At 74.8% G+C, this 18,936-nt stretch carries 19 protein-coding genes and 1 pseudogene; 9 read left to right on the forward strand and 11 right to left on the reverse strand.

The genetic code is table 11. The features are described 5' to 3' along the window. The first annotated feature begins 39 nt into the window (after positions 1 to 39). Genes ACIP60_RS30000 through ACIP60_RS30015 form a run of 4 tightly spaced genes read left to right on the forward strand, consistent with a single transcriptional unit; the run spans position 40 to position 1,839 of the window. The gene (locus ACIP60_RS30000) at positions 40 to 231 is read left to right on the forward strand and encodes a hypothetical protein (protein ID WP_199528035.1); all 192 of its coding nucleotides are present in this window, start codon (positions 40 to 42) and stop codon (positions 229 to 231) included. Then, complete coding sequence (locus ACIP60_RS30005; RefSeq protein WP_400690156.1) at positions 231 to 563, forward strand: hypothetical protein; 333 nt, start codon at positions 231 to 233, stop codon at positions 561 to 563. Before ACIP60_RS30000 ends, ACIP60_RS30005 begins: the two co-directional genes overlap by 1 nt. Further along, on the forward strand, positions 560 to 1,207 hold the full coding sequence (locus ACIP60_RS30010; protein WP_400690158.1) for a DUF6286 domain-containing protein: 648 nt from the start codon (positions 560 to 562) through the stop codon (positions 1,205 to 1,207). The genes ACIP60_RS30005 and ACIP60_RS30010 overlap by 4 nt, the downstream gene beginning before the upstream one ends. Beyond that, positions 1,204 to 1,839 (forward strand): alkaline shock response membrane anchor protein AmaP, encoded by a 636-nt coding sequence (locus ACIP60_RS30015; RefSeq protein ID WP_400690160.1) that lies wholly within the window; start codon positions 1,204 to 1,206, stop codon positions 1,837 to 1,839. The genes ACIP60_RS30010 and ACIP60_RS30015 overlap by 4 nt, the downstream gene beginning before the upstream one ends. A 145-nt stretch (positions 1,840 to 1,984) precedes the next feature. On the opposite strand, the gene ACIP60_RS30020 is transcribed toward ACIP60_RS30015, so the two are convergent. From ACIP60_RS30020 to ACIP60_RS30030, 3 genes and pseudogenes are all read right to left on the reverse strand, one after another. After that, positions 1,985 to 2,740 (reverse strand): SDR family oxidoreductase, encoded by a 756-nt coding sequence (locus ACIP60_RS30020; protein ID WP_400690162.1) that lies wholly within the window; start codon positions 2,738 to 2,740, stop codon positions 1,985 to 1,987. 42 nt (positions 2,741 to 2,782) lie between these two features. Then, positions 2,783 to 3,826 carry a right-handed parallel beta-helix repeat-containing protein gene (locus tag ACIP60_RS30025; RefSeq protein WP_400690247.1) on the reverse strand — a complete coding sequence of 348 codons (1,044 nt, stop codon included), beginning with the start codon at positions 3,824 to 3,826 and terminating at the stop codon, positions 2,783 to 2,785. A 48-nt stretch (positions 3,827 to 3,874) separates the two neighbouring features. Continuing rightward, positions 3,875 to 4,300: pseudogene (locus ACIP60_RS30030) on the reverse strand (carbohydrate binding domain-containing protein); the annotation flags it as partial. Positions 4,301 to 4,483: 183 nt separating this feature from the next. Between ACIP60_RS30030 and ACIP60_RS30035 the strand changes: the two are divergent. Beyond that, a complete protein-coding gene (locus ACIP60_RS30035) occupies positions 4,484 to 6,775 on the forward strand; it encodes a SpoIIE family protein phosphatase (RefSeq protein WP_400690164.1) in 2,292 nt (763 codons plus the stop codon). A 23-nt stretch (positions 6,776 to 6,798) separates the two neighbouring features. Here the strand turns inward: ACIP60_RS30035 and ACIP60_RS30040 are convergent, their stop codons facing one another. Then, positions 6,799 to 7,596, reverse strand: coding sequence for an SURF1 family protein (locus ACIP60_RS30040; protein WP_400690166.1), 798 nt, complete (start codon positions 7,594 to 7,596; stop codon positions 6,799 to 6,801). Between the two features lie 31 nt (positions 7,597 to 7,627). After that, entirely contained in the window at positions 7,628 to 8,623 is a 996-nt protein-coding gene (locus ACIP60_RS30045; protein ID WP_400690168.1) for a DEDDh family exonuclease, read from the reverse strand. 122 nt (positions 8,624 to 8,745) lie between these two features. On the opposite strand from ACIP60_RS30045, the gene ACIP60_RS30050 reads away from it, so the two are divergent. The 4 genes from ACIP60_RS30050 to moaA all read left to right on the forward strand — a co-directional run bounded on the left by ACIP60_RS30050 (position 8,746) and on the right by moaA (position 13,075). After that, positions 8,746 to 9,789 (forward strand): zinc-dependent alcohol dehydrogenase family protein, encoded by a 1,044-nt coding sequence (locus ACIP60_RS30050; protein ID WP_100840145.1) that lies wholly within the window; start codon positions 8,746 to 8,748, stop codon positions 9,787 to 9,789. A 212-nt stretch (positions 9,790 to 10,001) separates the two neighbouring features. Next, entirely contained in the window at positions 10,002 to 10,379 is a 378-nt protein-coding gene (locus ACIP60_RS30055) for a DUF485 domain-containing protein (protein ID WP_400690171.1), read from the forward strand. Then, positions 10,376 to 11,986 (forward strand): cation acetate symporter, encoded by a 1,611-nt coding sequence (locus ACIP60_RS30060; protein WP_400690174.1) that lies wholly within the window; start codon positions 10,376 to 10,378, stop codon positions 11,984 to 11,986. The genes ACIP60_RS30055 and ACIP60_RS30060 overlap by 4 nt, the downstream gene beginning before the upstream one ends. A gap of 99 nt (positions 11,987 to 12,085) precedes the next feature. Then, positions 12,086 to 13,075, forward strand: a complete 990-nt coding sequence (moaA, locus tag ACIP60_RS30065) for a GTP 3',8-cyclase MoaA (protein ID WP_400690177.1) — start codon at positions 12,086 to 12,088, stop codon at positions 13,073 to 13,075. A gap of 16 nt (positions 13,076 to 13,091) precedes the next feature. On the opposite strand, the gene ACIP60_RS30070 is transcribed toward moaA, so the two are convergent. The 6 genes from ACIP60_RS30070 to ACIP60_RS30095 all read right to left on the reverse strand — a co-directional run bounded on the left by ACIP60_RS30070 (position 13,092) and on the right by ACIP60_RS30095 (position 18,793). Next, entirely contained in the window at positions 13,092 to 13,340 is a 249-nt protein-coding gene (locus ACIP60_RS30070; RefSeq protein WP_400690180.1) for a hypothetical protein, read from the reverse strand. A gap of 225 nt (positions 13,341 to 13,565) precedes the next feature. Further along, entirely contained in the window at positions 13,566 to 13,916 is a 351-nt protein-coding gene (locus ACIP60_RS30075; RefSeq protein ID WP_400690183.1) for a DUF3099 domain-containing protein, read from the reverse strand. A 107-nt stretch (positions 13,917 to 14,023) separates the two neighbouring features. Beyond that, a complete protein-coding gene (locus ACIP60_RS30080; RefSeq protein ID WP_400690185.1) occupies positions 14,024 to 14,572 on the reverse strand; it encodes an RNA 2'-phosphotransferase in 549 nt (182 codons plus the stop codon). Positions 14,573 to 14,605: 33 nt separating this feature from the next. After that, positions 14,606 to 16,000 (reverse strand): metallopeptidase TldD-related protein, encoded by a 1,395-nt coding sequence (locus ACIP60_RS30085; RefSeq protein WP_400690188.1) that lies wholly within the window; start codon positions 15,998 to 16,000, stop codon positions 14,606 to 14,608. After that, complete coding sequence (locus ACIP60_RS30090; protein WP_400690191.1) at positions 16,000 to 17,526, reverse strand: TldD/PmbA family protein; 1,527 nt, start codon at positions 17,524 to 17,526, stop codon at positions 16,000 to 16,002. The genes ACIP60_RS30085 and ACIP60_RS30090 overlap by 1 nt, the downstream gene beginning before the upstream one ends. Positions 17,527 to 17,662: 136 nt before the next feature. Further along, the gene (locus ACIP60_RS30095; RefSeq protein ID WP_400690194.1) at positions 17,663 to 18,793 is read right to left on the reverse strand and encodes an MBL fold metallo-hydrolase; all 1,131 of its coding nucleotides are present in this window, start codon (positions 18,791 to 18,793) and stop codon (positions 17,663 to 17,665) included. Positions 18,794 to 18,936 lie beyond the last annotated feature (143 nt).

The following is an 18,936-nucleotide window of genomic DNA, read 5'->3' on the forward strand; positions in this document are numbered from 1 at the left end:
CCGTTCCGAATACCGAGCAGGATCGCGAAGGAGTAGCGGATGAACCTGGCGTTGATGGGCCTGCTCACAGGCATGGCCCTCGGCTTCGCCGGTTACTTCGGCGGGTTCGGCGCGTTCCTGCTGGTGGCGGTCCTCGGAGCCCTGGGCTTCGTGGTCGGGCGGCTGATCGAGGGGGACGTCGAGCTCGGTGACCTCGGCGACCTCCTGCGCGGCCGGGACCGGCGGCGCTGATGGCCCACCCGGGGGTGGTCGCGCAGCGCGGCGGAGAGCGGGTCGCGGACCGGGTGTACCGGCGGATCGCGGCCCGGGCCGTTGCCGACGCGCTCGCCCCGGCCTGGCGGGACCGGCCGGGTCCGGTCCCGCACCCGAAGGTCTCGGCCCTCCTCTCGCACGGCCGGGTCCGGCTGACGCTCCACCTGGAGCTGCCGTTCCCGTCCGACGTCGGCACGCTGGCCCGGACGGCGCGGGACGCGGCCTGCCGCACCGTCGCCGAGCTGACCGGCACGCCGGTCACCGGGGCGGACGTGATCGTGGACCGGCTGCACCCGGCGGTGGCCGGATGACCGATCCGCAGACCGGACCGGAGACCGGGCCCCACCGCGAACCGCAGCCGGAACCGCGGTCCGCTACGGCGCCGCCGCGCCGTCGGCGCCGGGCCGGACGGTGGCTGCGCTCCGAGCGCGGCGTGCCGACCGCGCTGGTGGTGGCGGTGCTGCTGGTGGCGGCCGGGACGCTGCTGTACGACGTGATCGCGGTGCGGGCCGGCGGGCGGGCCAGGCCCTGGCGGCGGGAGCTGGCCGAGCAGTTGGCGACCCGGCACCTGGACGACCCGTGGGTGCTGGGCATCGCGGGCGGCGCGGTCGTGCTCGGACTGCTGCTGCTCTGGCTGGCGTTCGCCCGGGGCCTGCGCGGCTGGCTCGCGCTGGAGCCGCGCGGGTCCGCGATCCACCGCAGCACGGTCGGCGCGCTGATCGCCGGGCGCGCCCGGCAGCGTTCCGACGTGCACTCCTGGCAGGTGAAGGTCGGACGCCGGCGCACCAAGGTCACCCTGACCGGGGACACCGACCCGGCCGGGGCGGAGCGCGAACTGCGGGCCGAACTGGCCCGGATCCCGCTGGCCGCCCCGCACCGGCTGGACGTCCGCACCCGGCCGGTGCCCGAACGCCACCACCGCCGGGAACTCGCCGAGCTGGAGCCGCCCCGATGAGCCGACGCACCGTCAACCGCACCCTGCTGGCCCTGGTCGGGCTGGTCCTGCTGGCCGGCGGGGCGCTGGTGCTGCTCGGCGGGCTCGACGCCTACCGGCACCTCGGGATCACCCCGCCCGGCTGGTGGCCGCTCACCTCGCCCGACCAACCCGTGCTCAGCACGGCCAGCCGCACCCGCTGGTCGGACCGCGACTGGTGGTGGCCGGTGGCCATCGCCGTCCCCGCGCTGGTCATCGTCGGCTGCCTGTGGTGGCTCTTCTCCCAGCTGCGCCGCGGCGGCCCGGCCGGGGTCGACCTGCCCTCGCCCACCGCGTCCGGCGGGTCGCACTTCGCCCTGCGGGTGCGCAGCCGGGCCGTCGAGGAGGCGATCGAGACCGAGACGGTCGCCCTCCCGGACGTCGAACGGGTCACCACCAAGGTCACCGGCGCGGCCCGCCGCCCCCAGGTGCACACCGCGGTGCGGATCGCCCCCGGCGCGGACACCGCCGCCCTGGTCGCGGCCTACCGCACCGGCCCGGTCGAGCACGCCCGGCACTCGCTGGGCCTGGCGGAGCTGCCCGCCCAGCTGCGGCTGCGCGGGGGGAAGGCGCGCAAGGAGCGGAGCCGGAAGAAGGCCCCGCGGGTGCGCTAGCAAGGCGTGCACCGACAGGGGCGCGGGGACCTGCGCGCTGCGGGAGTCGCAGGTCGGCGGGGTCGCGGGACGGTGCAGGCTCTCGTTCCGCGTCGCGATCCGGCGGTGCGTGCTCGGCCGGCCGCGCAGTTCCCCGCGCCCCCGGTCACAGGCCGCGGGTGGCGCCGCCGTCGACCGGGAGCATCAGGCCGGTGAGGTAGGAGGCGGCGGGGGAGAGCAGGAAGGCCGCGGTGCGGCCGAACTCCTCGGGGGTGCCGTAGCGGCGCAGCGGGATGCCGGCGGCGGCCGTCTCGCGGGCGGTGGCCGGGTCGGGGGCGAGGGCGTCGAGTTCGCGGACGCGGTCGGTGTCGATGCGGCCGGGCAGCAGGCCGAGGACCCGGATGCCGCGCGGGCCGAGTTCGTCGGCGAGCGTCTTGGCGGCCATGGCCAGGCCGGGGCGCAGGCCGTTGGAGATGCCGAGGCCGGCGATCGGCTGGCGGACCGAGGTGGACAGCACGAAGGCGATCACGCCCCCGGCGGGCAGGCGTTCGGCGGCGGTGCGGGCCAGCCGGAGGGCGCCGAGGAAGACCGAGTCGAACGCGGCGCGCCAGGCGTCGTCGGTGGCGGTGGCGACCGGCCCCGCGGCGGGGCCGCCGACGCTGATCAGGATGCCGTCGAAGCCGCCGAAGCGGTCCCGGGCGGCGTCGACCAGGCGCTGCGGGGTGTCCGGGTCGGCGTTGTCCGCGCCGACGCCGTGGGCGTTCTCGCCGAGGGCGCCCGCGGCGGCGGTGGCGGCCGCTTCGGTGCGGCCGGTGACGACCACCTTGGCGCCTTCGGCGACGAGTTGCCGGGCGGTGGCGTGGCCGAGTCCCCGGGTCGCGCCGGTGACCACGTACACCTTGTCCTTGAGTCCGAGATCCATGCCGACCATTCTGACCGGTCGGCACGGATTCCGGACGGAGGGTCAGCCCACCGGGACGCCGGGGTTGGCGAGGGCGGTGCCTCCGGTGACGGTGTTGTCGGCGGTGACGGTGACCGGGCAGGCGGCGGCGTCGTAGTTGGTGACGTCGATCGCGTACTTGGCGGGGTTGGAGCCGTTCGCGCCGGTCAGGTCGGACCTGTTGTTGCGGAAGACGGTGCCGCAGCCCCAGCCCGGCTGCTGGGTGTGGGTCTGGTAGCCGTCGTTCATGGTGCGCACGCCGGTGTTGTTCTCGATGACGTAGCCGTTGCCCTTCACGTCGACCCAGGAGTCGTCGTAGTTGACGTTGGTCAGCCCGTTGCCGTCGAAGCGGTTGCCGGAGACCAGGCCGCCGGTGGTGCCCTCCTTGAGGTCGATGTTCTCGCCGCCGATGCCGGGGCCGATGGTGTTGTTGAGGATCTGCACGTAGTCGCTCTTGTCGGAGAGCGTGTTGGCGGTGCCGACGTACACGCCCTCGCCCTTGCCGTCGTGCGAGGTTCCGGTGTCGTGGACGGTGGAGTTGCGCAGCACGCCGTGGCTGGAGGAGTTGCGGAAGTGCACGCCCTCCATGGTGGTGTGGTGGACCGTCACGCCGTCGAGCACCACGTAGTCCGAGGCGTCGACCATGATGCCCTTCTGGGCGCCGGTGACGGTGACGCCCTGGACGGTCCAGTAGGGGGCGTTGGTCAGCGAGAGGCCGTAGCCGCCGCCGGTGGTGGTGCTCAGGACGGCGTTCGGCGAGCCGGTCAGGGTGATCCGGGCGGCGGCGGTGCCCGCCGTGGTGATCTTGAAGTTGCCGGGGTAGCTGCCGTCGGCGAGCTGGATGGTGCGGCCGGGGACGGCGGCGCTCAGCGCGGCCTGGAGCTCCTTGGCGGTGGAGACCCGGACGGTGTTCGCGCCGGGCGGGGCGGAGCTGGAGGGGGAGGCGGACGGCGAGGGGGAGGCGGAGGTGGAGGTGGAGGCGGACGGCGAGGGCGTGGGGGAGGGGGAAGGGGAGGCCGAGGCGGACGGGGAGGGCGAGGTGGACGGGACGGCGCCGAGGGTGGTCAGGGAGACGTCGTCGGCCTGGTAGGGGCTGCCGTACCAGCCGCTGAGGGTGACGGTCACCCGGGTGGTCCCCGGGCCGGTGGTGAAGGTGCGGGTGAGCTGGGTCCAGCCGGGGGCGTTCGCCCAGGTGGAGGTGGACACGCCGGTGCCGGTGGCGGCGAGGGTGACGTAGGAGCCCTTCACCCAGGCGGTCAGGCTGTAGCCGGTGTTCGGCTGGACGTCGACGCCCTGGGTGCACGGGGCGAGGTCGGCCGCGCCGGGGGTGGCGCTCAGCGCGGTGGTGCCGGAGTGCGGGGCGGCGGTGGTGGGGGCGGCGGTGCCGGCGCAGCTCCAGGGGGAGAGCGTGCCGGACTCGAAGCCGCCGTTGGCGAGGAGTTCGGTGGCCGCGCCGGCCCGGGCGGGCAGCAGGGCCAGGGCGGTGGCGCCCAGGGCGAGGGCGCCGGCCGCGGCGGCGCGGCGGTGCGAGCGGTACGTCATGGCGGTCGCTCCAGTGTGGGGGAGAGAGCGTGCAGGGCGTGTGCACGGCCAATTTGGACTAGACCAATACGGGGCGTCAATGGGGGGACGCCCACCGGGCGTCGATGGCGCGCGGCCCGGAACCGTCCGAAGATGGGGGAACCGGACCACCCACCCGAGGTGCAGCGCATGGACAGTCGGCGGTTGCCGAACATCGACGGCGTCGCGGCGGCCCTGGTCGACGGCGACGGACGCGTCGTGGGCTGGACCGCCGCGGCCGAGCACCTGCTCGGCCTGCCCGCCGCCCAGGTCACCGGCCGCCCCGCCGCCGACCTGCTGGCCGACGGCGCGGCCGATGCCGCCGCGCTCGGCCGGCGGACCGGCGAGGTGCGGCTGCGCACCGGCGGCGGCGTGCCGCTGGAGGTCGCCTACCAGGTGCTGCCGCTGGCCGGCGAGCACGGCGAGGTCCGGGCCCTGGTGCTGGCCACCCCCGCCGACACCGTCACCCGGTGGCGCCAGGACGAGGCGTTCACCCGGGAGCTGTTCCTGCAGGACCGGCTCGGCCTGGCCTTCTTCGACACCGACCTGCGGCTGCTGCGCACCAACACCCACCTGCTGCCCTACACCGGACTGCCCACCGACCTGTCCGGCCACCGGCTGGGCGACTTCCTCCAGCCGCAGGACGCGGAGGCCACCGAGGCGATCCTGCGGAACGTGATCACCACCGGCGAGCCGCTGGTCCGGGCCGCGCTGCCGATCCGCACCCTGGACGACCCCGGGCCCGGGGTGATGATGGAGATCCAGGCCTTCCGGCTCCAGGCCCCCGACGGGTCGCTGATCGGCGTGACCGCGCTGTTCGGCGACGTCACCGAACTGCACCGCTACCGGCGGCGCGCCGACGTGCTGCACCGGGCCACCGCCGCCGTCGGCGGTTCGCTCTCGGTGGCCGGCACCGCCGAGGACCTGGCCGGCGTCCTGGTGCCCGGCCTCGGCGACCGCGCCGAGGTGGACATCGCCGAGGCCGTCTTCACCGGCGACGAACCGGTGGCCGGCGCCGACGGGCTGCTCGCCGTCCGCCGCACCGCCACCGCCGGGCCGCCCGGGCCGGACGACCGCCCGCTCGGCCCGCTCGGCCCGCTCGACCGCGCGGAACTCGGCCGCCCCGCCGCCGCGGCCGACGGACCGCCCGCGATGAGCGCCCCGCTGCACGCCCGCGGCGGCCCGCTCGGCCGGGTCACCGTCCGCCGCGACCCCGACCAGGGGCCGTACGAGGCCGAGGACCTGGAACTGCTGCGGGAGATCGCCGCGCGGGCCGCGCTCGCCCTGGACAACGCCCGCCGCTACACCCGCGAGCACCGGGCCGCCGTCGGCCTCCAGCGCTCGCTGCTGCCGCCCGCCGAGACCGCGGTGCCCGCCGCCACCACCGCCAGCGTCTACCGGCCCACCGACACCGCCACCGGCGTCGGCGGCGACTGGTTCGACGTCATCCCGCTCTCCGGCGCCCGGGTCGCCCTGGTGGCCGGCGACGTGGTCGGCCACGGCCTCCAGGCCAGCGCCACCATGGGGCGGCTGCGCACCGCCGTGCGCACCCTGGCCGACCTCGACCTGGAGCCCGACGAGCTGCTGGTGCACCTGGACGACCTGGTCTCCCAGCTGGTCGTCGAGGGCAGCGAGGAGGAGCGCGAGCGCGGCGTCGCCGACCCGTCCGGGGCGACCTGCGTGTACGCCGTCTACGACCCGGTCTCCGGCATCTGCCAGGCCGCCAGCGCCGGGCACCCGCCGCCCGCGCTGGTGCACCCCGACGGGCGGGTCGAGTACCTGCCGGTCAACCCCGGGCCGCCGCTCGGCGTCGGCGGGCTGCCGTTCGAGACGGTCGAGTGCGCGCTGCGCGCGGGCAGCGTGCTGGCGCTGTACACCGACGGGCTGATCGAGGGCGGTGCCGGCGGCGACCTGGACGAGGGCATGGACCAGTTGGCTGCCCGGCTCGGCGAGGCCGACCTGGGCGGGGACCTGGCGGCGGCCGGGCGGGCGATCGTCGCGGAGATGTCCACCGCCGGGCTGAGCGACGACGTCACGCTGCTGCTGGCCCGGCTGCACCCGGTGCCGCCCTCGGACACCGCCGCGTGGACCATCGGGGCCGACCCGTCCGCGGTCGCCGGGGTGCGCGAGGCCGCCACCCGGACGCTGGAGGGGTGGGGGCTGGACGCGCTGGCGTTCACCACCGAGCTGGTGCTGAGCGAACTGGTCACCAACGCGATCCGCTACGCGGGCGGGCCGGTGATGGTCCGGCTGATCCGCTCCTCGGTGCTGACCTGCGAGGTCTCCGACCCGAGCGCCACCCAGCCGCGGATGCGCCGGGCCCGGCTGACCGACGAGGGCGGCCGCGGCCTGTACCTGGTCGCCCAGCTGACCGAGCGCTGGGGCAGCCGCTACACCCGCAACGGCAAGACCATCTGGGCCGAGCAGCCGCTCGACCCGCCGCCGTTCGGCCGGTAGCGCCGTTCGGCCGGTGGCGCCGTTCAGCCGGTGGCGCCGACCAGCCCGTCGGCGGGCGCGGCCCGCCCGGCCGCGCCCTGCCCGGCCTCGCGGCGGGCCATCACCACCAGGCCGACCGGGATCAGCGCGGTGAACAGCCACCACTGGACGGCGTACGCCATGTGCGGGCCGATGTCGGAGTGGCCGGGCTCGGCGAGCGGTTCGGGGGAGGGGCCGGCCGCGGGCTGCGAGGAGGACAGCTCCAGGTAGCCGCCGAGCACGGTGGTGCCCGCGTACGCGGCCTGCTCGGCGGTGTTGATCACCTTGAACATCCGCTCCGGCAGGCCGCCGCGGTTCTTCACGCCCAGCGAGGCGTACGTCTCGTCGGCGCGCAGCCGGCCGGTGACGGTGACCTCGCCGGACGGCGGGGCGGGGACGTCCGGGAGGCTGGCGGCGTCCGCGGCGGACTCCACCCAGCCGCGGTTGACCAGCACCGAGCCCTTGCCGTCGGCGAGCACCAGCGGGGTGACCACGAAGTAGCCGATGGTGGAGCCGCCGGGCTCGGTGCGGCCGCGGATGACCACCTCGTGCCCGGTGTCGTAGTGGCCGCTCGCGGTCACGGTGCGCCACACCTGGCCGGTCGGGACGGACCAGCCGGGGGTGGAGAGCGAGTCGAAGGCGACCGGCTCGCTGCCCAGGTTCCGCGCCACCAGGTCGTTGCGGGCCACCCGGGCCTCGTGCCGGTGGTACTGCCAGAAGCCCAGCTTGATCATGGTCGGGACCAGCACCGCGGCCACCAGGACGATGACCGCCCAGCGCAGGGACAGCAGGAATCGGTACACACCCGGCACGCTAACCCCCCTTACCGCCGGGTCAGGCACCGGGGTGCGGCGCGACCTCGCGCAGCAGCTGCAGGAACGCGTCCTCGCCGACCACCGGGGTGCCGTACTCGCGGGCCTTGCGGGCCTTGCCGCTCCACGAGGTCGGCTCGTTGGTGACCAGCAGGCTGGTGAGCCGGCTCACCGAGGAGGCGATGTGCAGGCCGGCCTCGGTGGCCCGGTCCTCCAGCAGCTCGCGGTCGGTGGCGGTGTCGCCGGTGATCGCCACCCGCATGCCCTGCACCAGCGGGGAGCCGTCCGCCCAGCGGCCCGGGTTCGGGTACGGGCAGGGCGGGCGCTTGCGGCCGGGACGGTAGGACGAGCCCCAGGAGCCGCGGGCCGGGCCGGCGGCCGTCGCGGACGCCGACGCGTCCTCGCCGAGGTCGGTGACCGCGACGCAGGCGGTCAGGGGCAGCGGGACGCCGCCGCTGCGGGCCAGCTCCAGCGAGGGGCGGAACACCTCGGCCAGCACCCGGGCGTCGTCCAGCGCGTGGTGGGCCCGGCGCTGGTGCACCCCGAAGTGGGCGGCCAGCGAGGAGAGCTTGCCGTTGGGCAGCGGCAGCCGCAGGTCGCGGGCCAGCACCATGGTGCACAGCCGCTGCTCGACCGGGGCGCGCAGGCCGGCCCGGGAGAACTCGCGGGAGATCATGTTCCAGTCGAACAGCGCGTTGTGGGCGACCAGCACCCGCTCGCGCAGCCGCTCGGCGAACTCCGCGGCGATCTCCGGGAAGGTCGGCGCACCGGCCAGGGTCTCGCTGGTCAGGCCGTGGATCCAGACCGGTCCCGGGTCCCGCTCGGGGTTGACCAGGGTGTACCAGTGGTCGGTGATCTCGCCGTCCGGGTCGAGCTGGTAGACGCCCGCCGAGATGACCCGGTCGGAGCGGCCGAGGCCGGTGGTCTCCACGTCGACCACCGCGAAACCGCGCCCGGCGCCCCCGCCGGGGCCGGTGCGCGGTGCCGGGAACGGCGAGGTGGGGAATGGCGCGTACATGGGGCACCACTTTACGGGGAACGGCGGGCGGCCCCGGACGGAATAGCCCGGGACGGCCCCGGCTTACAGTGGAAACGCGGGTGCAGACACCCGCGGCACCCGTACACCGAAGGACTTCCCCCATGCGCGCCACCGTGATCCACGGCCCCCAGGACATCCGGATCGAGGAGGTGCCCGACCCCCGGATCGAGCGGCCGGGGGACGCCGTGGTGCGGGTGCTGAACGCCTGCATCTGCGGCAGCGACCTGTGGGCCTACCGGGGCGTGGCCAAGCGGCAGCCCGGGCAGCGGATCGGGCACGAGTTCCTGGGCTTCGTCGAGGAGGTCGGCGCCGAGGTGCGCGGCTTCGCGGTCGGCGACCTGGTGGTGGCCCCGTTCGTCTGGTCGGACGGCGTGTGCGAGTACTGCCGCGAGGGCCTGCAGACCTCCTGCCCGCACGGCGGGTTCTGGGGCACCCCGGGGTCGGACGGCGGGCAGGGCGAGGCCGTCCGGGTGCCGTTCGCGGACGGCACGCTGGTGAAGCTGCCCAAGGAGGCGGCCGGGGACGAGAAGCTGCTGCCCGGGCTGCTGGCGCTGTCGGACGTGATGTCCACCGGGCACCACGCGGCGGTCTCGGCCGGCGTGCGGCCCGGGGCGACGGTCGCGGTGGTCGGCGACGGCGCGGTCGGGCTGTGCGGCGTGCTGGCCGCGCACCGGCTCGGCGCGGGCCGGATCATCGCGCTCGGCCGGCACGAGGGCCGCACCGCGATAGCCCGCTCGTTCGGCGCCACCGACGTGGTGGCCGAGCGCGGCGAGGCGGCGGTGGAGGCGGTGCGCGAGCTGACCGGCGGGCAGGGCGCGCACGCGGTGCTGGAGGCGGTGGGCACCGAGGAGTCGATGCGCACTGCGCTCTCGATCGCCCGGGACGGCGGCGCGGTCGGCTACGTGGGCGTGCCGCACGGCGGCAGCGCGGGCGTGGACATCGGCCAGATGTTCAACCGGAACGTGCGGCTGGTCGGCGGGGTGGCCCCGGCCCGGGCGTACATCCCCGAGCTGCTGCCCGACGTGCTCTCCGGCGCGATCGACCCGGGCGCGGTGTTCGACCGCACGGTGGGCCTGGACGGGGTGCCCGAGGGGTACCGGGCGATGGACGAGCGGACGGCGCTGAAGGTCCGGATCGCGTTCTGAACGCGCCCCCGAGCAGGGGTAATTGAACGATCATCACACCGGGGTGGCCGCAAAACGGCCGCCCCGGTGGCGTGTTCCGGTCAGTTTTCGGCCACATCGCGTGGGGAAGCTTCTCGACACCCGCTCCTGGATCTAGCATGCAGCGCACTCAATGTGACGTCACTCACGTCCATCTGATCGTCCGTCGCACCGAAGACGTCAGGAGACCCCGCGTGGCACCCCCGCCCGATTCCCTCCCCGAGTCGTTCCAACGTATCGAGGAGTCACCGGAGTTCCGGCAACTGCGGAGCTCCTTCCGGAACTTCGCATTCCCGGTCACGGCCGGATTCGTCCTCTGGTACCTGCTGTACGTCCTGCTCAGCTGCTACGCCCCCGGCTTCATGAGCACCAAGGTCGCCGGCAACATCAACCTCGCGCTGGTGCTCGGCATCCTGCAGTTCGTCAGCACCTTCGCCATCGCCGCCTGGTACGCCCGGTTCGCCGACCGGCAACTGGACCCGCGGGCCGCGGTGATCCGCGGCCGCGCCGACGCCACGCTGCCCGCCCAGTCCGCCGACCACACCGCCGTGGCCGAGGAGGCCGCCGAATGACGCAGCTGGCCACCTCCGCGAGCGACCACCGCACCCTGATCATGTCCCTGTTCGGGCTGTTCGTCCTCACCACCCTCGGCATCACCCTGTGGGCCGGCCGCAGCACCCGGGACGCCTCCGACTTCTACGCCGGCGGCCGCGGCTTCACCGGCTTCCAGAACGGCCTGGCGATCTCCGGCGACTACATGTCCGCCGCGTCCTTCCTCGGCATCACCGGCTCCATCGCGCTGGCCGGCTACGACGGCTTCCTCTACTCGATCGGCTTCCTGGTCGCCTGGCTGGTCGCGCTGCTGCTGGTCGCCGAACCGCTGCGCAACTCCGGCCGCTACACCATGGCCGACGTGCTGGCCTTCCGGATGCGCCAGCGGCCGGTGCGCACCGCCGCCGGCATCTCCACCATCGTGGTGTCGATCTTCTACCTGCTGGCCCAGATGGTCGGCGCCGGTTCGCTGGTCGCGCTGCTGCTCGGCGCCCAGAGCGACTCCGCCAAGCGCTGGACCATCGTCGCGGTCGGCGCCCTGATGGTGCTGTACGTCGTCATCGGCGGCATGAAGGGCACCACCTGGGTGCAGATCATCAAGGCCGTGCTGCTGATCCTCGGCGCCGGGCTGATGACCGTCCTGGTGCTCGCCAAGTTCCACTTCAACCTGTCCGAACTGCTCGGCTCGGCCGCCAAAGCCAGCGGCAGTGGCGACAAGTTCCTGCAACCCGGCCTGCGCTACGGCGCCAACGGCACCACCAAGCTCAACTTCCTCAGCCTCGGCATCGCCCTGGTGCTCGGCACCGCCGCGCTGCCGCACATCCTGGTCCGCTTCTACACCGTCCCGACCGCGCGCACCGCCCGGAAGTCGGTGCTCTGGTCGATCGGCATCATCGGCGTCTTCTACCTGATGACGCTCGCCCTCGGCTTCGGCGCCGCCGCGCTGGTCGGCCGCACGGCGCTGGCCGCCGACAAGTCCGGCAACACCGCCGCCCCGCTGCTCGCCGAGCACCTCGGCGGCGGCGCCGGCACCACCGGCGGCGCGGTGCTGCTCGCGGTGATCTCCGCGGTCGCCTTCGCCACCATCCTGGCCGTGGTCGCCGGACTCACCCTGGCCTCCTCGTCCTCCTTCGCCCACGACCTCTACGCCAACGTGATCCGGCGCGGCAAGGCCACCGAGAAGGAGGAGGTGGCCAGCGCCAAGTTCGCCGCGGTGGCGATCGGCGCGGTCGCCATCCTGCTGTCGATCTTCGCCGACAAGCTGAACGCCGCCGCGCTGGTCGCGCTGGCCTTCGCGGTCGCCGCCTCCGCCAACCTGCCCACCCTGCTGTACTCGCTGTTCTGGAAGCGGTTCAACACCACCGGCGCGGTCGCCTCCACCTACGCGGGCCTGATCACCTCGGTCGCCCTGGTGGTCTTCTCCCCGGTGGTCTCCGGCAACCCCAAGACCTCGCTCTTCCCGCACAGCGACTTCTCCTGGTTCCCGCTGGAGAACCCCGGCCTGGTCTCCATCCCGGTCGGCTTCCTGGCCGGCGTGATCGGCACCTACCTCTCCCGGGAGAAGGCCGACCCGGCGAAGTACGCTGAACTGGAGGTCCGTTCGCTCACCGGCCTCGGCGCGCACTGAGCCGACTCCTTCCGGGCGGCGCCCGGGAGCCCGGCTAAGCTGGCCCGGCCGCCGAACGGCGGTCGGGCCAGTGGGCTCTTCGCAGAGAGGCGGGCCGGGATGCTCCTCGACACCTACGGCCGGCGGGCCGTCGACCTGCGGGTCTCGCTCACCGACCGGTGCAACCTGCGCTGCACCTACTGCATGCCCGAGGAGGGGCTCAGCTGGCTCGGCAAGCCCGACCTGCTGACGGACGGGGAGATCGTCCGGCTGGTCGCCCTCGCGGTCGGCTCGCTGGGCGTCCGGGAGGTCCGCTTCACCGGCGGGGAGCCGCTGCTGCGGCCCGGGCTGGTGCCGATCGTCGCGGCCTGCGCCGCGCTCGAACCCCGGCCGGACCTCTCGCTCACCACCAACGGCATCGGCCTGGCCCGGGTGGCCGGCGCGCTGCGGGACGCCGGGATCGACCGGGTCAACGTCTCGCTCGACACCCTCGACCCCGGGACCTTCGCCCGGCTCACCCGCCGCAAGCGCCACCAGGACGTCCTGGACGGCCTCGCCGCCGCGGAGGCCGCCGGGCTGCGGCCGGTCAAGCTCAACACCGTCCTGATGCGCGGCGTCAACGACCACGAGGCCGCCGACCTGCTCGCCTGGGCGGTCGAGCACGGCTACCAGCTGCGCTTCATCGAACAGATGCCGCTGGACGCCCAGCACGGCTGGGACCGGACCCGGATGGTCACCGCCGAGGAGATCCTCGACCTGCTCCGGGCCCGCTTCGCGCTCACCCCCGAGCCCGCCGCCGCCCGCGGCGCGGCCCCCGCCGAGCGCTGGCTGGTGGACGGCGGCCCCGCGACGGTCGGCGTCATCGCCTCCGTGACCCGGCCGTTCTGCCGGGCCTGCGACCGCACCCGGCTCACCGCCGACGGCCAGGTCCGCAACTGCCTCTTCGCGACCGGGGAGACCGACCTGCGCGGCGCGATGCGCGACGGCGCGGACGACGCGGAGCTGGCGGAGCTGTGGCGGGCGGCGATGTGGGGCAAGAAGGCCGGCGCGGGCATCGACCAGCCGGAGTTCCACCAGCCGGAGCGGCCGATGTCGGCGATCGGCGGCTGAGCGGGTTCCCGGCCGCTCAGCCGGAGAAGGGCTCGGTGTCCTTGAGGAAGCCGCGGACGGCCAGGAACTGGCTGAGCGAGTCGCGGTGGGTGTCGCAGGCGAGCCAGGTCTTGCGGCGGTCGGGGGTGTGGAGCTTGGGGTTGTTCCACCGGAGGGACCAGGTGGCGAGGTCGCGGCAGCCCTTGGCGGAGCACTTCGGGGGGCCCGCCGGGGTCCCGGGGCCGCCGGGGGGAGTGCCGAAGAGGGGGTGCGCGGGGGTGTCCATGGGGTCGATCCTATGTCCGGGCATGACGACGCCGGGCAGCCACGGGGGGAGCTGCCCGGCGTCGGTCTGTCGCTCCGACGGGGGATGCGGAGCGCTAAGGAAGTATGGCACGGCGGGAGGGGCGTAGGTGTCCCTGTCCGCTGATTAATTTGAGGATCGTCTGAGCTTTCCGACGGTCATAGCGGCATATGAACGACCATATCGGACAGTGGGATTGAGGGATTCTCAGTCCTGTGGCCGATTCTCGGCGCTCGCACCGCCGCCGCCCGTCCCGCCGGGGCCGAGCATCAGCGGGGTGTCGGGGGAGAAGGCGAAGGTCGAGGGCAGGCCGGGGGCGCGCTCGCGGCCCGCGTTGGCGATCAGGACGGCGAAGTAGGGCAGCAGGATGCCGCCGGCCAGCGCGCCGAAGGCGAGCCAGCGCTGGACGTCCCAGAGGATGACCGCGAGCAGGACGCACGCGGTGCGGATCAGCATCGAGATGACGTAGCGGCGCTGGCGCCCCCGGACGTCCTCGGTCAGGCTGCTGCGGGCCCCGGTGATCCGGAAGACCTGGCCGTCGTCCGCGCTCTTGGGCATGGTCCCATCCATTCTCGGGTCGGTTCGGCCACCCCTACGGTCCTCCACGGTAACCCCGCTGACGCCGACCGGACCCACCCGGGTCCGGCGCGGCGGGCGGCGTGGGCTCAGGGCGTGCGGCGCAGGTACGCGACGGGGACCGCGTCGGTGAGCCAGACGCCGTTCGCGGACACCCGGAACCCGTGGCCGTCCCGGGCCATCGCCGCCGCGTCGACCTCCAGGACGACGGGGCGGCCGTGCCGGGAGCCGACCTTGACGGCCGTCCCGGCGTCGGCGGAGAGGTGGACGTCCCGCCGGGACATCGGGCGCAGGCCCTCGGCCAGGATCGACCGCAGGGTGCGCTCGGCGGTGCCGTGGAACAGCACGTCCGGCGGGACGGCGGCGGGCAGGCCGAGGTCGACCTCGACGGTGTGGCCCTGGCTGGCCCGGATCGAGCGGCCGTCCGCGGAGTAGGCGAAGCGGCGCTTGTCGTTGGTGGTGACGACGTGGTCCAGCTCGGCGCGGCTCAGCGGGCGGCCGTGCCGGCCGAGCGCGGCGAGCAGGGTGTCGACCTCGACCCAGCCCGCCGCGTCCAGGGCGACCCCGACGGCGCCCGGGTCGTGGCGCAGGATGCGGGAGAGCGTCCTCGACGCCTTCACGGTGCGTTTCTCGTCCATCGGGGTCCCCCCCTGGGGTGCGGGTCGGCAGGCTCAGGACGCCTGGCTGACCGAGCTCATGTTGAAGTCGCGCACCCGGACCGGCGGCATCGCGGCCCGGGTGAACCAGTCGCCCCACTCGCGGGGCAGGCAGCGTTCGGTGCGGCCCACTTCGGTGATCCGGCCGAGCAGGTCGACCGGGGACTCGTTGAAGCGGAAGTTGTTCACGGCGCCGACCACCTCGCCGTTCTCGACCAGGTAGACGCCGTCCCGGGTGAGGCCGGTGAGCAGCAGGGTGGCCGGGTCGACCTCGCGGATGTACCAGAGGCAGGTGAGCAGCAGGCCGCGCTCGGTGCGGGCGACCATCTCGTCCAGGGTCGGCGCGCCGGGGGCGGCGGTCTCCAGGACCAGGTTGTCGACCGGCGGGGTGAGCGGCAGTCCGGCCAGGGCGGCGGAGTGCCGGGTGGACAGCAGGTTGGCGAGGCGGCCCTCGCGCAGCCAGTCGGTGGCGGCCAGCGGGAAGCCGTTGTCGAAGACCGAGTCGTTCTCGCCCGAGGAGTGCGCGAGCACGAACGGCGCGGCCTGCAGGCCGGGCTCCGCCGGGTCGGAGCGCAGCGTGAGCGGCAGCGGGCTGAGCCGCTCGCCGATCCTGGTGCCCCCGCCGGCCCGGGAGAAGACCGAGCGGCCCTCGGCCGCGTCCCGCGCGCCGGAGGACCAGGAGAGGTAGACCATCAGGTCGGCGACGGCCGAGGGCGGCAGCAGCGTCTCGTACCGGCCGGCGGGCAGGTCGATCCGCTTGCGGCCCCAGCCGAGGCGGCGGGTCAGGTCGGTGTGCAGGGCGGTGACGTCGACGTCGGTGAAGTCCCGCGTCGCGGCGCCGGCCCAGGCGGAGCCGGACAGGTCGGCGGTCTTGGCGTTCAGCTCGACGGTGCCGGTGGGCTGGTCGTGGCGCAGCCGCAGGCCGGTGGAGCTGCCCAGGTAGGAGGTGGTGCGCTCGTGCCGGGCGAAGCCGTACAGCAGCTCGCCGCCCGCGCGGGCCCGGGCGAACGCCTCGCCGAGGGCCGGGGCGAAGGCGGCGAACACGCCGATGTCGGTGGTCTCCGGGGCCTCGGTGAAGCGCGGGTCGGCCGCGCGGCCCTCGATCAGCGGCTGGGCGTCCTCGGCGGGCCCGGCGGCCTGGGCGGCGGCCTCGGCGGCGCGCACCAGCCGCTCGACCTCGTCGAGCGTGACGGCCTCCTGGGCGACCACGCCGGAGGCGGTGCCGGTGGCGCCGGCCACGGTGGAGACCACGGTGAGGCGGCGGCCGCGGGTGACGCCGTTGGTGGTCAGGCCGTTGCCGGCCCAGCGCAGGTTGGCGGTGGACTCCTCGTCGGCGATCACCACGCAGCCGTCCGCGCGGGAGAGTTCGAGGGCGCGTTCCACCAGCTCGTGGGGGTGCGTGAGGGACATCAGTGACCCGCCTCCTGCTGGGTGTTGAGCACGTTGACCTGGCGGAACAGCGCGGACGGGCAGCCGTGGCTGACCGCGGCGACCTGGCCCGGCTGGGCCTTGCCGCAGTTGAAGGCCCCGCCGAGCACGTACGTCTGCGGGCCGCCGACGGCGCTCATCGAGCCCCAGAAGTCGGTGGTGGTGGCCTGGTAGGCGAAGTCCTTGACCTGGCCCGCGAGTTCGCCGTCGCGGATGGCGTAGGCGCGCTGGCCGGTGAACTGGAAGTTGTACCGCTGCATGTCGATCGACCACGAGCGGTCCCCGACGATGTACAGCCCGTTCTCCACCTGGGAGACCAGGCCCGCGGTGTCCGGCCCGCCGGCGGCCGGCTGGAGCGAGACGTTGGCCATCCGCTGCACCGGCACGTGCGCCGGGGAGTCGGCGTAGGCGCAGCCGTTGGAGCGCGCGAAGCCCTTGAGCCCCGCCATCGGGCGGTCGAGCTGGTAGCCGACCAGGACGCCGTCGCGGATCAGGTCCCAGGACTGGGTGGCGACGCCCTCGTCGTCGTAGCCGACGGTGGCCAGGCCGTGCTCGGCCGTCCGGTCGCCCGTGACGTGCATCAGCTCGGAGCCGTACTTCAGGCTGCCGAGCTGGTCGAAGGTGGCGAAGGAGGTGCCCGCGTAGGCGGCCTCGTAGCCCAGCGCGCGGTCCAGCTCGGTGGCGTGGCCGATCGACTCGTGGATGGTCAGCCACAGGTTGGACGGGTCGATCACCAGGTCGTAGCGGCCGGCGGCGACGCTCGGCGCGCGCATCTTCTCGGCCAGCAGCTCGGGCAGCTCGGCCAGTTCGGCGTCCCAGTCCCAGCCGGTGCCGCGCAGGTACTCCCAGCCGCGCCCGGCCGGCGGGGCGACGGTGCGCATCGAGTCGAACGCGCCGGTCCGCTCGTCCACGCTGGTGGCCTCCAGCCAGGGGTGCAGGCGCACCCGCTGCTGGGTCGTCACGGTGCCCGCGGTGTCCGCGTAGAACTTGTTCTCCTGCACCGTCAGCACCGCGGCCGACACGTGCGACACGCCGCCGGCGGCCAGCAGCCGGGACGACCACTCGGCCAGCAGGGCGGTCTTCTCCGCGTCCGGCACCTCGAACGGGTTCACCTCGTACGCGGAGACCCACTCGACGTCCGGGTACACCGGCTCCGGGGCCAGCTCCACCCGCTCGCCGGAGCCCGCCGCGCGGCTGATCCCGCCCGACAGCCGGGCCACCGCCACCGCCTGCTCGGCCACCGCCGCGGCCGCCTCCGGCGTCAGGTCGACGCCCGCCGCGAAGCCCCAGGCGCCGTCCAGCAGGACGCGGACGGCGAAGCCCAGCTGCACCGTGTCCGACGAACCGGCCGGGCGGGCGTCCCGCAGCCGCCAGGACGCCGAACGCACCCGCTCCAGGCGGAAGTCGGCGTGCGTCACCCCCAGCCGCCGGGCCCGGGACAGGGCAGCGTCGGCCAGCGGGCGCAACGGGTAGGAGAGGAACTGAGGATCGAGCGCGGAGGGCGGCATCGGGCTCCCTGGGTCGAGGGTCGGGCGCGGCGGGCCGCCCCCGGCCGAGGGCGCACCCGCTCGCATCATCCCCGGCCGCAGGGCGTACGGCCAGCAAATATCCGCCGCGCCACCCTGATGCCCCGTCAGGTCCGGGCTACGCCAGCGCCTCCCACCAGCCGTCCAGCTCCGGCGGGTTGGCCACCTCCACCCGCTGCCCCGGGCGCGGCACCGCCAGCGGGACGCCCTGCGCCTTGGCCTCCGCCAGCAGCCGCTCCACCGGCTCCGCCCAGGGGTGCGGCGCCAGGTTGAAGGTGCACCAGTGGATCGGCAGCAGCAGCCCGCCGCGCAGCTCCAGGTGCGCCCGCACCGCCTCCTCCGGGTTCAGGTGGATGTCCGCCCAGGCCGGGTCGTAGGCGCCGACCGCCATCAGCGCCGCGTCGAACGGGCCGTGCTGCTCGCCGATCCGGGCGAAGCCCTCGAAGTAGCCGGAGTCCCCGGTGAAGAACACCTTGTGCCGCGGGCCGGCCGCCACCCAGGAGCCCCACAGCGTGGTGTTCCGGGCCAGGCTGCGGCCGGAGAAGTGGTGCGCGGCCGTCAGCGTCAGCGTCAACTCGCCGAGCGTGCAGGTCTCGTCCCAGTCCAGCTCGATGATCCGGTGCTCCGGCACGCCCCAGCGGCGCAGGTGGCCGCCGATGCCCAGCGGCACCGCGAACGGCGCCGACTGCAGCTCCACCAGGCGGCGCACCGTCGCCATGTCCAGGTGGTCGTAGTGGTCGTGCGAGATCAGCACCGCGTCCACCTGCGGCAGCTCGGCCAGCTCCACCGGCACCGGGTGCAGCCGCTTCGGGCCGGTCAGCTGCGAGGGCGAGCACCGGTCCGACCAGACCGGGTCCACCAGCACCCGGCAGCCGTCCAGCTCCAGCAGCGCCGAGGCGTGCCCGAACCACGTCACCGCGACGCCCCCGGCCGACCCGCCGGAGACCTCCGGCACCGCCAGCGGCACCGGCGCGGCCGGCACCCGGCCCTCCTTCTCGAACAGCATCCGGCGCAGCGTCGCCGCGTCCGGCCGGCCCGGTGCCCCGGCCGACACCTGGGAGGGCGCGTTGTGGAACACCCCGTCGCGGTACTGCGGGGAGGCCCGCAGCCGCGGGTCCGCCGTGCTCGGCCGGCGCCCGAACTGGGCCGGGACCTCGCGCAACGCCCACGCCGCCGCACCCGCCAGGGCCAGCGCCGCCAGCGCCGCCAGCCTGCGGCGGCCCGTCCGGCCAGGGTGTGCACCACTCATCTCGCGTCCGCTCCGTTCGGCTCGCCCGGAATCGGCGCCCCGGACTCTCCGGAACACCTTCGGGGCAACGCCCGCCGCCCGTGCGGCGTTCCCGGCGACCCCCGCCGCCCCGTTGTGGGGATACGACAGTTCTCGCCGGACGC

The organism is Kitasatospora sp. NPDC088783, from assembly GCF_044750705.1.
Lineage (GTDB): Bacteria > Actinomycetota > Actinomycetes > Streptomycetales > Streptomycetaceae > Kitasatospora > Kitasatospora fiedleri.